The following is a 12748-nucleotide window of genomic DNA, read 5'->3' as shown; positions in this document are numbered from 1 at the left end:
CTGAATCTGGGGCTGGAGCTCAGGCTGCTCCCGCGACGGTACGGATCGCGGTGAGCAGCATGTCGGTCGCGCGGGTGAGGGCGGCTTCCACGACATTGCGCTGCATCGCCAGCCGGTCGTCATTGTCATCCAGGCTTTCCGACACGACGACGTTCCCCAGCACGATGACGGAGAAGATCACCAGCATCTCGTCGCTTTGCTGTTGCGTCAGCCCGGCCTCGGCCAGCGCCTCGAATATGGCGCGGCGGATCGTCAGCGCATTGGGCTGCTCCAGCCGGTTCGCGCTGCGTGACAGGATGAAGGCGGCGGAGCCCGGAAAATCCCGATAGGCCATGTGCACCGCACGGGCGATGCTGCGCAGGCGGCTTTCCCAGTCGGGCGCCGACAGGTCAGGCATCCGGCCGCGCAATATCTCGTCTGTCAGCAGGGCGAGCATCGCCTCCTTGTCGCGGACATGATGGTAGAGCAGGCGCGGGGACACACCCAGCCGCTGCGCGACAGGTCGGATGTTGAGCGCCTCGATCCCGTCGGACCGCGCCATATCCAGCAGCGTTGCGATCAGCCGCGCGCGGTCAAGCGCGGGGCCTTCGGATCGTGGTGGCCGACCCCGCCGTGAAGTCCGTGCAGGCTGTTGCTGGTTTGCGCTCATGCCTCCGCTTTAAGCGGAGGCGCGTCTTGGGTCCATGCCCCGCGGCCCGTCAAGACCGCAGGGAAAGGAGTCACAGCTTCTTCAGCTCGGCATTCGACAGGCTGGTCGTCACGCCCTTCTCGCCTGCGGTCAATGTGGTGGCGGGGATCGAGATGAACTTGCCACGATAGATGACGCGAACGGCGGATACGGCGCCGTCGGCAGCCGTCAGCACGCGATCCACCTTGCCGATTTTGGTGCCGTCGGCGGAGTAGATCGCTTCGTTGCGATTCACCGCAGGCGCTTGGGCAAATGCAGGGGCGGTCAGGCCCAGGCCGGCCAGCGCAATGATGATCGTCTTCATATGCTGAAACTCCCTTATCGAAGATGGCGATCTGTTGGCGCAGTACCACTATGGTTTCAAGAGAAAACCGATACATATCGAAAAGAATCTGTTCTATCTGTCCCACATATGGAATGAAAGCCGCCAGATGCGAGGGAGAGAGAATGAAGGACGCAGGCGGGTTTCGGCCGCACGACAGATGGTTCCTGCTGCTGCTGGGCGCGATCTACATGTTCAATTTCATCGATCGCACGATCATCGCCGTGGTCGGCGAATCGATTCGCCACGACCTGCGCCTGAGCGATCTTCAGCTTGGCATGCTGGGTGGGCTGGCCTTCTCCATCTTCTATGCCGTGCTCGGCATCCCGCTGGCGCGGCTGGCCGAACGCTACAGCCGGGTTCGGATCATTGCCGTGGTGACCATGCTCTGGTCGCTGATGACCGCGTTGTCCGGCGCGGCGGGGAGCTATGTCCAGCTGCTGCTCTGCCGCATGGGCGTCGGCATAGGCGAAGCGGGCTTCACGCCAGCGCTCGTTTCCATGATTTCCGACCGGTTCGATGCCGGGCGCCGCGCGGTCGTCTTTTCGCTGATCGCGATAGGCGTACCACTGGGCGGCGCCGTCGCCGCGATCGCGGGCGGCGCAGTGGCGCAGGCGTTCGGCTGGCGTCTTGCGCTCGTGGCGGTTGGTGCGCCCGGCCTGCTGCTGGCGCTGCTACTGGTTGCGACCATTCCCGAACCTGAACGGAAGGATGCCGGGCAGAGTGCGGATACGCCCCCCTTCGCCATGGTGCTTCGGCGGCTCGCCCGTTCGCCTGCCTTCCTGCACCTGACCTTTGGCAGCGGCTTCGTCGGGCTGGTGGGGTTCGGCACCAATCTGTTCCTAATCCCCTTGCTGGTTCGCCGGTTCGATCTCCCGCTGGCGCATGCGGGCCTCGTGTTCGCGCTGTCGTTCAGTTTGGCGACGATGGTCGGACAGGTCAGTGGCGGCTATCTGATCGGACGGCTTATCCAGCGGGACATACGCTGGGGCGGGTGGGCGCCTGCCATCGCGGTGGGGCTGGCCCTGCCCTTCTATCTGCTGGCGATCCATCAATCGGACTGGCGGTTGCTGGTCGCCTTTCTCTTTGTCGCCACCACCCTGCTTTACGCCTTCACGCCTGCGATCATGACCATCACCCAATCGCTGGTCGAACCGCGCATGCGGGCGTCGGCTGCGGCGCTTCATGCCTTCGGCCAGACCGTCGCCGGGCTGGGGTTGGGATCGGTGGTGTTGGGCTATCTCAGCGATCGCCTCGCTGTCTTTCTCTATAAGGGCAATTATGCCGCCGACTGCCTCGTTTCGGGCAAGGCATCGCTGCCACCCGCCTGTCTCTCGGCATCGGCAAGCGGCCTGCAACTGAGTATGCAATTGTCGGCATCCGTGCTCCTGATCGCGGTTCTCCATTATTGCCTGGCCGCAAAAAATCTGCCGCTGGAAACAAATGCGTCGTGAAAGACGGTGAATCTGTCGAGGTTCGGCCACGCAGCAGTTGACGGGATGACGGCGCATCCCCGGCTATGCCACCCTTGCGGTCTGGATATGACAGGACCGCGAACCAAGCGGCGGAAAGGATCGTGAGGATGGAAGAAAGAGCAGGCGTTATCGGCTTGGGGCAGATCGGCGCGGGCGTCGCCATATGCCTTGCGCGGACGCAGCAGTTGGCTGCGGTTTACGACATTCGCGCGGACGCTGCCGACATGCTGGAAGGCGTGCCGTCCGTCGTCGCCAGTCCAGCGGAACTGGCCGCGCAGTCCGATGTCGTAATCATCGCCGTCGTCAACGCAAAGCAGACGATTGATGTGCTGTCAGGCCCCGACGGCGTGCTGTCGCGCGCGCGACCGGGCATGATCGTGGTGCTGGTCGCGACCGTCTCGATCGAGGATCTGGACGCCATTCGCGCCCTGACCGACGCGGCAGGCGTGGAACTGGTCGATTGCGGCGTGACGGGCGGCCCTAAATCCCGCGAGCATGGCCTCGTTTGCCTCGTCGGCGGTACGGATGAAACAATCGCAAAGGTGCGTCCGGTGCTGGACGGCTTTGCCAAGCTGGTGGCGCATATGGGTGGCCCCGGCGCGGGCATGGCCGCGAAGATCGCCCGCAACGTCATCGTCTTCGGCTGCCTTCGCGCCGGTTATGAAGCGTCCGTCCTGTGTCGCAATGCCGGTGTGGATATCCGCCAGCTCGCGGAAGTGATCGACGCCAGTTCGGACAGCGTCGGCGGACCGTTGATGTTGGCGGTGCGCGACGATCCGTCGTCCAGCGAGCAGGAAGCGGCAGTGCGCGAATATACCCGCAGCCTGATGGTCAAGGATCTGGATGCCGCCATCGATCTGGCGCGCAGCTACGGCATCGCGCTGCCCTTGGTCGAATTGACGCGCCGAACCGATCAGACGGTCGTGGGCTTGGAAAATGTAATGGGAGAAAAGGCATGAGCATCGACGAAGCGCAGTGGCAGAAGGGGCTGGAAGTCTTCGACAAGGTCTACGGACCGGGATCGTCGGAAATGACGCTCCCGTATCGGGAATCGTCCTTCAACCAGGAAATCGTCGGTAATCAGTTCGCCAATCTGTGGGCGAGCGACATTTTCTCGATGCGAGAGAAGCGCTTGCTGGTGCTGGGCGCCACGGCCATGCTGGGCCGCGCCGATCTGGTCGAGATCCAGATGAACGGCGCCCTCATCAACGAAGAATTCACCGATGAGGAGCTGGATTTCCTGCCGCTCTTCGTGCTCTTCTATGCCGGGGCGGGCAATACGACCACCGTATTCCGGGGGATCGAAGCCGCCAAGGCACGGCGCAAGGAACGCAACGCCGCGAAGTGATGGGACGTGCAGGATGAAGGGCGGCCTGGTTGAAAGATCAGGCCGCCCTTTTCTTATGCGTCGCCGCTAGCCTTGGCGCGGCGGATCGCGCGCGACGCCAGCAGCAGCATTATGCCCCCGGCGAATGTGAACAGCATGGCGGTGCCGATTCCCCAGGCGACACCGGCCGTTCCCCCGACAAAGTCGCTGACCGCGCCGATCAGATAGGTGCCCGCGCCCACGCCGATCAGGTTCGCGCCCAACTGCACCAGCGATACCGCAAGGCCCCGCAGGCGCGGTCCGGCGATTGTCACGATGACGGCGTAGATCGGACCATTATAGGACGCGCTGAGGAAGCCGCAGGCCATCAGCAGCGCCAGCATTAGATCGACGTCGTGGAACAGGACCGTACCGACCCCGGTCACGGCCGTCAGCAAGGGTATCACCGCGCCGAACAGGGATGTCCTTGCCGGATCGAAGCCACCCCGCCGCCGATTGACGCGGTCGATCACCCAGCCCGCGAGGAATCCGCCCAGCGAACCGAGACCGCCATAGGCAATGGCGATGAGGATGCCCGCCTTCGCAATGGGCATGCCATGGACCCGGATCAGGAAAGTGGTGAGCCATGTGCTCATGCCGTAGATGCCGGCCGCGATCAGGACGATGGCAAAGATGCAGTACAGCAGTCCCGGCCGCGCCGCGAGCAAGCGGATGCGTTGCACCAGCCTCAGCGTTTCCTCCTGCTGCGGGGCCGGCCCGTCATGTGCCCCGCGCACGGGTTCCCTGACCGTGAGCAGCAGCAGCGGCGCCAGCACCAGTCCCGGCACGCCGGCGGCCACAAACGCCCAGCGCCATCCGGCGCTCTGCACGATTGCGCCGCCCACGATGAAGGCGATGGCGAGCCCGATTCCCGAACTCAGATACCAGATGCCGATGGCGGTTGCGCGCCGGTCTTCGCCGAAATAATCGCTCAGCAGCGACATGCCGGTCGGCGATCCCCCCGCTTCGGCGGTCCCTACCGCGGCCCGGCCGATGAGCAACGTCCAGAATCCTGTCGCGAGGCTGCACAAGGCGGTCGCGCCGCTCCACAATGTCAGCGCCGCGGTCATCAGGTTGCGCCGGTTCCAGCTATCCACGGCCACGCCGAAGGGCAGGGCGGCGAGCGCGAAGAATATGCCATAGGCGAAACCCGCCAATATCCCCAACTGTCCGTCGGAGAGCGCAAATTCATGTCCGACCGGCGCCAACACCAGCCCGATGATGGCGCGGTCTATGCCATGGCAGGTCTGTGCCAGCGTCAATATGCCCAGTACATACCAGGGATAATGGCTGGCGGCGGCAGGTTTGTCCGATGGCGCTCTCATGGCGTCCGCTGCTGCAAGAGCGGTGCGATGGACATTGAGCGCCTCCTGTTTGAACATAGAAACGGGGGCACGACAAGTATATCGCCCATGCTCCCATGCCGCGCCTCGATCGGGCACGCGCCATGGATGTGCCTGTAGGCGGGGTCTTGACCACCTATCCGAAGATAGAGGTAAAAAGCGGGTGGCGCGCCTATCTGGCTCGCAGACAAATATAAAATGGCAGAGGTAGAGATGTTTCGTCCGGAGAGCGATTGGACCGGCCAAGGAAGGCTTGGCGTCCAGAATTTCTACATCGAAGCGGCGGCCACCGTTCGCGACGCACATGTGGACGTGCGGCATTTCGACTGGGTCCAGCCCAGCAGCGGCGTTTTCAGTCCCGAGAAACACTATCTCGACTATTCGCTCGATGGTCAGCCGCGGCGCAGCATGGTCAGCATGGTCAGCATGGGCCGCCCGGACCGGCGCGCCGCGTCGGGGGACATCCTCTACATGCCGCCGCATCGCCAATATTTCGGCGAGCCTGCGCTCCAGGAGCGCCATCTCGTCTGCGTGGCGCTCGGAGACGAATTTTTGGAGGAGTTGTTCGACGGAGAGCAGCCGCTGAACAAGGTGGAGCCTTGCGCCGACGTCCAGAATATTTCCATGCGCCGGCTCTTTGCGGGACTGGCTGCGGAACTGCGGACGCCCGGATTTGCCAGCCAGACGCTCGTCGAATCGATGCTGATGGGTCTTGCGGTCGAACTCACCCGGCACATGGGCCCTTGCGAACGGCGCGGCCTGCACTCGCGCAGCACGCGACAGGTCCAGAACATCATTGATTATGTGATGGAGAATCTCTCCGCGCCGCTCGGCGTCGCCGATATCGCACGCGACTGCAACATGAGCGTGCGGCATGTCGCACGCGTCTTCAAGGAGGGAACGGGCTGCAGCCTGGGTGAATTCGTCGCGCGCAGCCGGATCGCCCTGGCAAAGGAATTGCTACGCAGCGACAACTCCCGCATAAAGGAAATCAGCTGGCGATGTGGCTTCAACAGCACGTCCGCCTTCTCCGCCGCCTTCCGATCAGCGACCGGCCAGACGCCGAAGGATTTCCGTTGCCATCCGACGCAGGTCCACTGACCGCGGCAGCAGGAAACTGTCGGTGAGCGGCCAAATTCTATCGCCGCGCAGTCAATCCGGGCTCGGCCACTATGGCGCAAATCGGCTCCAAGCTAAACATATTCCATACGTCAAATCGACATATGATTAAATCTAGGGGAGGAAGACATGGATAAGGCCGTCACCATGGGCGCGATCGGCATGGGCGCGCTCGTCGTCGCTCTGGCGCAGCCCGCTTTTGCGCAGCAGGCGCAATCGGGTGCAAGCGAAGGCATTCAGGATATTGTCGTCACTGCGCGCCGCACTGAAGAAAGTCTTCAGACGACCCCGATCGCTGTCACGGCGCTCACGCCCGAAGCATTGGCGACGGCCAAGGTGGAAAATGTCGTCGATCTTCAGCGCACCGCGCCGGGCCTGGTCATCGGCCGCGGTTCGGCGGGGGGCGACGGCATCGTCTTCGTGGCCATTCGTGGCCAGGGCAATCTCCAGCCGATCCTTGCCAACGATCCGGCCGTGGCCACCTATATTGACGGGATATATATCCCTCGTCCCTCAACGGGCATGACCGATATTCAGGACGTTCAGCGGCTGGAGGTTCTGCGCGGGCCGCAGGGTACGCTCTTTGGTCGCAACACGACCGGTGGCGCGATCAACATCGTCACCAACGATCCGAACGACGAGCTCAGCGGCACCTTCAAGGCGGAGTTTGGCAATTACAGCACGTTGGGTGCGCAGGCCAATATCAATGTACCGCTCGCAGAGGGGCTCGCGATCCGCCTGAGCGGCGCGATCAACGAGCGGGACGGCTATGGCGACAATCTCGCCACCAATCGCGACTTTTCCGATAACAACAGCAAATTCTTACGCGGCAAGCTCAAATATGAAGGCAATGGCTGGGACCTGACGCTTTCGGCCGACTGGAACCGCCAGTCCAACCATGGTCAGCAGATCGCGCTCTGGGCCTTCAATCCGGCGATCGTCCCCGCCGCCTTCCAGCCGGGCCTCACGGCCGGTCTGCTGACCAAGGATCATTGGTGGGGCAACACCGCGACCGGGACATCGACCCCGGCCACGATCGGTGCGCTGACCCCGGAAGCGCAGGCTCTCTACGGTGTGAAGCCATTCAATACGCTCGAAGTATATGGGTTTTCCGGTACGCTCAACGTCGAACTGGGTGGCCTGAACTTCAAGTCGATCACGGGCTATCGCCATTCGATGAACTATGGCCAGAATGATACGGACGGTACGGCCGTCCCGTTGCTGGCGACTTTTGCAGGGTCTGGATCCTATTATATTTCTCAGGAATTCCAGCTTTCCGGCAATATTACCGACAGCCTCAGCTTCATCACGGGCGCTTATGCCGGCAAGGAAAGCGGCTATGAATTCAGCCGCTCGCAGATTTTTGGCGGACTCATCCGCGATTCCAACGCCGACGTCACCAACAAGACCTTCGGTTTGTTCGCGCAGGCCTATTATGAACTGACCCCGAAGCTGCGTGCGGTCGGCGGCTTCCGTTATACATGGGACACCCGCGACAGCGTGCTGCATAATGCGCAGGTATATGGTTTGCCCTATAACGTCGCCGTGGCGGGTACGCCGACTGGCATCAACTGCACCGTGACGCCAACCAGCCCCGTGACGGCGACCACCTGCAATCAGGAGCAGAATGCCAAATTCAATTATCCGGCCTGGAACCTGGGCATCGACTGGCAGGCTAGCGACAATATCTTCCTCTATGCTGCGACCCGCGGCGCGGCGAAGGCCGGCGGCTGGAACCTGCGTGCAGGCGGCCTGCCTGCCTTCTCTCCTGAAAAGGTGAAGGATGTGGAGGCCGGTCTGAAGGTCGATCTCTTCGACCGACGCCTGCGCTTCAACTCGGCGGTCTTCCATACCTGGAAGGATGACAATCAGGCGATCGTCAACAGCTTCGTGACCGGTATCGGTGTTACCCAATATATCCAGAACAACGGCAAGGTCCGCATCTGGGGCATAGAAAATGAAATCACCGCCGTGCCCTGGGAAGGCATGACGCTCAGCGTCAACGGCTCGCTGCAGGATGGCAAATATGCGAAGGGCAGCTTCAGCGAAATCCAGGTGGTGGCCGGCAGCGGCTGCACCAACAGCGCCGGGGTCGCCAACGGCTGCGTCGTCGATCTGAGCGGCTTGCCGCTGCTGCAATTGCCCAAGAAGCAGCTTAACGTCAGCGCCACGCAGAAGATTCCTGTCGGCGGCGGCACGCTCGCCGTCACTGGCGCCTATTCCTATGTCGGGGGTCAGCATTTCGATGCGGTCCGGGCGGCGGATCAGGCGTCGGCGGCGACAAAGGCGGCCTACGAGACGGAAAACCGCCTCGGCTTCGTACCTGGCTATGGCATTTTCAACGGGCGTATCGCGTTCCAGCTTGAAAATCCCAATGTCGAAGTGGCGGTCTATGGCCGCAACATCACAAACAAGAAATATCTGCTGCGCCGCTTCCCCGATCTCTATCGGACATTGGGAATTGCAGCCGCCTATGTTGGCCAGCCGGCTACCTATGGCGTTGAAACAACGTTTAAATTCTGATCGGATAAGTGGCTGGCGGGACAATCTGCAATCGATGCAGCTTTCTCTCGCCAGCCATCACCGGGGACGGGCGCATGATGACGAGGTTGGTAGACAGGGTAGGGATCGTCACGGGCGGCGGCGGCGGTATCGGTACCGCGGTCGCCCGACGTCTGGTCGCGGAGGGCGCGCGCGTCGTGATCGCCGACCTGTTCGAGGCTGCCGCCGTTTGCGCGGCGGAACCGCTGGGCGACAACGCACTGCCGGTACAGTTCGATGCTGCCGATCCGCAATCGGTAAAGGCGATGGTCGATCGCACCGTAGACCATTTCGGCAGGCTGGACATATTGCACAACAACGCGGCAATGACCGATCCGGACAAAAGCCCGCAGGATACCACAGCCGTCGATATCCCGATCGGCATCTGGCGCGAAATTCTCGACGTCAATCTCACCGGCTATCTGCTCGGATGCAAATATGCCATCCCGCATATGGTCGCGGGCGGCGGCGGTTCGATCATCAACACCGCATCCAATTCGGGCAGTGCAGGGGATCTGGCGCGCATCGCCTATGGTTCGTCCAAGGCGGCGATCATCGGGCTCACCAAATATGTGGCGACCCAGCATGGGCGGGAGAATATCCGCTGCAATAGTATCGCGCCGGGTGTCGTGCTGACCGAAGCCCTTGAAAAGACCGTGCCGGGGCTGAAGGAAATCATCCATCGGCACATATTGACGCCGGAATTCGGAACGCCGGATGATATCGCGGCGCTGGTCGCGTTCCTGGCTTCGGACGAAGCGCGCTACATCACGGGCGAGAATATCTCGATTTCGGGCGGCGGCCTCGTCCACCAACCCCATTATGCCGACCTGCTGGCCTTCATGCAGGCGAAGGACTGAGCCGTGTCCAGCGCCTGCACGTCGGAACATGCAAGGTTAATGACCGGTTCGATGAAAATAGCGGATCGTCAGCCGGCCATCGGCGACCTTGTAGGTTTCGAGGCTGGGCAGAGTGACAATGCCATCTTTGGTTTGCAGGCGGTTGGCAACATAAGCGGCGCCCTCGGCGCCGTTGACGATCACTTCGAGCGGTTCCGTCGTGCATTTTCCGCCATATTCCGCCCACATGTCGGCCATCGCGGCGTCGCCGTCCACGGCGGGCGATCCGACATATTCGATCGTAAACCCCTCTGGCCCCAACGCCCGGAAAAGGCGATCGAGTTCGTCGCGCTTCCCTTCGTTCCACAGCCGGTAATTGTCCCGGATCGCCTGTTCCAGATCCAGCACGTCTGCCTCACTCATGTGCATCGCCTCCTGTCATTGCGGATCGTCCGCATGCTCACCAGTCACAGACGGACGCCAACGATCGCACCTGTCTTTGGCAGGGGTGGAATTTATCTCTTTTTGCTTCGGAGACTATGATGACCCAAGTCGCACAACAGCCCCTGCCGGATCACGTGCCGCCCGAACTGGCGATGGCGCTGCCGCTCTTTTCGCGGACGGTGATCTATGACAACCCACAGGAAGTGCTGATCCCCGCGATGCATGCGGAGCTGCCGCCGATCACCTATGTCACCAACATCTTCCCGGGCGATCAACCTGGCTGGCTGCTCAAAAATGCCGAGGATGTACAGGCGATGCTGCGCGATGCCGACAATTTCACCAAGAATGGCATGGGCAAATGGGCGCAGAATATCGGCGAGAACTGGCTGGTCATTCCAACCGAGGCCGACCCGCCAATCCACACCGGCTATCGCAAGGCGCTGAACAGTCATTTCGCACCCCAGAAGATGTTCGCGATGAAGGAACAGGTGCGCGAGCGAGCGCAGGCCTTGATCGATGCCTTCAAGGATCGCGGACAATGCGATTTCATCGATGAGTTTTCGGAAAAATTCCCGATCTTCATCGTCCTCGATCTGCTGGGCCTTCCGCAGGAAAGAATGACGCAATTCCTTAAATGGGAAAAGGAAATGCTCCATTCCAACGACTGGCAAGTGCGCGGTAACGCCGTACGCTGCGTGAAGGATTATCTGCTGGAAGAGATTGAGGCACGTCGCCAGCAGCCGCGCGACGACTATATCAGCAAGGTGCTGACCTTCGAGGTCGATGGCCGTTTGTGGAATGATGACGAGGTGTTCGGCCATTGCTTCAATCTGTACATTGGTGGCCTCGACACGGTTACGTCCCTGCTCGGCAACATCTTCAACTATCTGGCGTCGCATCCGGACAAACAGAACGAGCTGCGCGCTGATCCATCGCTGATCGTCCTGGCAGTCGAAGAATTCCTGCGCGCCTTCGCGCCGGTTACGGCCTTCCGTATCGCAACCAAGGTCATCGAGATTCATGGGCAGAAAATAATGCCCGGCGATTATGTGGCGTTTAGTTCCCCCGTGGTGGGACGCGACCCGGCTTTCTATGAAGATCCCCAAGCGATCCGCTTCGATCGCAAGGCGCCGCACATGTCGCTGGGCAGTGGCATCCACAAATGCCTGGGGATGCACCTGGCACGGCTGGAACTGCAGATCGCGGTCGAGGAATTCGTCAAGGCCATACCGGAATTCCGGATCAAAGACGGTTTCCGGGTGCCATATTATGTGGGCAATATCCTGCATGTGCCGGACCTCCACCTGCAATGGGGCTGAATATTCCCAAGGCTCTCACGCCCACCGATATGGGGAGTGAGCGCCTGAAACGGCAATCTGGAGCGGGGTCGATGGCGTCGGCCCCTGCTCTGGTGCGGTCTAGCTGTATAGTATATCCTTCCGGAATGCCCCTGGGCTGAGGCCTGTCGCCTTCCGGAAGGCGGCACTGAAGGCTGCAGCGCTTTGGAAGCCGCAATTGCCCGCGATGACCTTGATGAGAGCGCCATCCTGCATCAATTCCCGTTTGGCCCGCGCAATCCGCGCATCGGCAATGTAGCTGCCGAGCGTCTTTCCGACCATGTTCTTGAAGATCCGCGCCAGATGCCGTGAGCTGACACCGCATTCTATCGCAAGGTCGACGACCGACAATGGTCCCGCCAGTTCCGCCTCGATCCGTTCCTGAAGACGGCGCAGGCGCCAGTCCGCCATGCGTTGATCGGTTTCAACATCGGATTTGTGTGGAATTTGAAGGTGTCGACAGAGGTCGATGACCAGTGACAACGCAATGGTCTCGACCATGATGGCGGGAGCGAAGCCGGGATGGCGCACCTCGTGTGCAAGCCGGGACATACCGTTCAGTATCCACGGTGCCTTCACATCGAAACAGGGGGGCAATGAGGAAGGTAGCGTGTCATTCTCGAAGAGTTGATCTGCTGCGTGGCTTTCAAACGTCAAACAGAAAATGCGATATTCGCTGGGTTCGCAGCGCGCCGCAAATTGGCTCCCCTTGGGCAGATAGGACACCTCGCCAAAGGGCGGCGCATGACGACGGCCGTCGGGGAACAGGCGTGAGCCGCGCGCGCGTGGGCCAAGCGAATAGTCGAGATAGTGACTGTTCGGCTCGAATATGGCGTCACAACTGCGATCCCAGGCAAAATGTCGGATGTCGGCCCGAATGCCGTTGGCAATGATGCTGTCCTCGACGTGGAAATAGGCGGTTGTGAGCGGTTGGCATGGGAGAATGGTGCCAGTCGGCTGAATTTTGGATCGTTCGCTCGCCATCGCCATTGGGTCCGCTCCCCCTTTTCAAAGCCTACTGTCGACCCTTTTTATAAGCGATGTTATGGGGCCTCATCCAAAACAGGTCGATGCTCAATCATATTGCGCAAACCGGACATCCCATCGCGAAACCGTCATCATGTTCATGGCCCGACGGTCGAAAAATTCCAAAGCATCGCGAAGCGGACATTGGTTTGATCGCAGACAGGACATGGCGCGGAAGCCGGTTTTCCGGGCTCCTTGCCAATGCTAGCCGTCGATGGGGATGGGTAGAGATAGAAAAACGTCCTGCC

12 protein-coding genes are annotated in these 12748 nt (G+C 61.2%); 7 read left to right on the top strand and 5 right to left on the bottom strand.

The features are described from left to right. Nucleotides 1-19 precede the first annotated feature (19 nt). Together SAB01S_RS01345 and SAB01S_RS01340 are read right to left on the bottom strand one after the other, a co-directional pair. Complete coding sequence (locus tag SAB01S_RS01345; RefSeq protein WP_037543843.1) at nt 20-649, bottom strand: TetR/AcrR family transcriptional regulator; 630 nt, start codon at nt 647-649, stop codon at nt 20-22. Between the two features lie 70 nt (nt 650-719). Next, entirely contained in the window at nt 720-992 is a 273-nt protein-coding gene (locus SAB01S_RS01340) for a PRC-barrel domain-containing protein (RefSeq protein ID WP_062731365.1), read from the bottom strand. Between the two features lie 143 nt (nt 993-1135). Between SAB01S_RS01340 and SAB01S_RS01335 the strand changes: the two genes are divergently transcribed. From SAB01S_RS01335 to SAB01S_RS01325, 3 genes are all read left to right on the top strand, one after another. Next, entirely contained in the window at nt 1136-2464 is a 1329-nt protein-coding gene (locus SAB01S_RS01335) for a spinster family MFS transporter (RefSeq protein ID WP_009823705.1), read from the top strand. A 128-nt stretch (nt 2465-2592) separates the two neighbouring features. Continuing rightward, entirely contained in the window at nt 2593-3444 is an 852-nt protein-coding gene (locus SAB01S_RS01330; protein ID WP_062731364.1) for an NAD(P)-dependent oxidoreductase, read from the top strand. Next, on the top strand, nt 3441-3833 hold the full coding sequence (locus SAB01S_RS01325) for a carboxymuconolactone decarboxylase family protein (RefSeq protein WP_009823703.1): 393 nt from the start codon (nt 3441-3443) through the stop codon (nt 3831-3833). Before SAB01S_RS01330 ends, SAB01S_RS01325 begins: the two co-directional genes overlap by 4 nt. Nucleotides 3834-3886: 53 nt before the next feature. Here SAB01S_RS01325 and SAB01S_RS01320 read toward each other — a convergent pair whose 3' ends face one another. Beyond that, on the bottom strand, nt 3887-5233 hold the full coding sequence (locus SAB01S_RS01320; RefSeq protein WP_009823702.1) for an MFS transporter: 1347 nt from the start codon (nt 5231-5233) through the stop codon (nt 3887-3889). Between the two features lie 174 nt (nt 5234-5407). On the opposite strand from SAB01S_RS01320, the gene SAB01S_RS01315 reads away from it, so the two are divergent. From SAB01S_RS01315 to SAB01S_RS01305, 3 genes are all read left to right on the top strand, one after another. Beyond that, nucleotides 5408-6295, top strand: coding sequence for a helix-turn-helix domain-containing protein (locus tag SAB01S_RS01315; RefSeq protein ID WP_062731363.1), 888 nt, complete (start codon nt 5408-5410; stop codon nt 6293-6295). 147 nt (nt 6296-6442) lie between these two features. Next, entirely contained in the window at nt 6443-8836 is a 2394-nt protein-coding gene (locus SAB01S_RS01310) for a TonB-dependent receptor (protein ID WP_062731362.1), read from the top strand. A 74-nt stretch (nt 8837-8910) separates the two neighbouring features. After that, nucleotides 8911-9714 (top strand): SDR family NAD(P)-dependent oxidoreductase, encoded by an 804-nt coding sequence (locus SAB01S_RS01305; protein ID WP_083951073.1) that lies wholly within the window; start codon nt 8911-8913, stop codon nt 9712-9714. A 36-nt stretch (nt 9715-9750) separates the two neighbouring features. Here the strand turns inward: SAB01S_RS01305 and SAB01S_RS01300 are convergent, their stop codons facing one another. Continuing rightward, nucleotides 9751-10116 (bottom strand): hypothetical protein, encoded by a 366-nt coding sequence (locus SAB01S_RS01300; RefSeq protein ID WP_009823698.1) that lies wholly within the window; start codon nt 10114-10116, stop codon nt 9751-9753. Nucleotides 10117-10232: 116 nt separating this feature from the next. Here SAB01S_RS01300 and SAB01S_RS01295 point away from each other — a divergent pair, with 116 nt between their 5' ends. Next, nucleotides 10233-11456: a cytochrome P450 gene (locus SAB01S_RS01295; protein ID WP_009823697.1), complete on the top strand. Its 1224-nt coding sequence runs from the start codon at nt 10233-10235 to the stop codon at nt 11454-11456. A gap of 99 nt (nt 11457-11555) precedes the next feature. Here the strand turns inward: SAB01S_RS01295 and SAB01S_RS01290 are convergent, their stop codons facing one another. Next, a complete protein-coding gene (locus SAB01S_RS01290) occupies nt 11556-12464 on the bottom strand; it encodes a helix-turn-helix domain-containing protein (RefSeq protein ID WP_062731361.1) in 909 nt (302 codons plus the stop codon). Nucleotides 12465-12748: the final 284 nt, after the last annotated feature.

The organism is Sphingobium abikonense NBRC 16140 (assembly GCF_001598335.1).
GTDB classification, from domain to species: Bacteria; Pseudomonadota; Alphaproteobacteria; order Sphingomonadales; family Sphingomonadaceae; genus Sphingobium; species Sphingobium abikonense.
The sequence above is the reverse complement of the archived record's forward strand: the minus strand, read 5'-3'. Positions and strand labels throughout refer to the sequence as shown.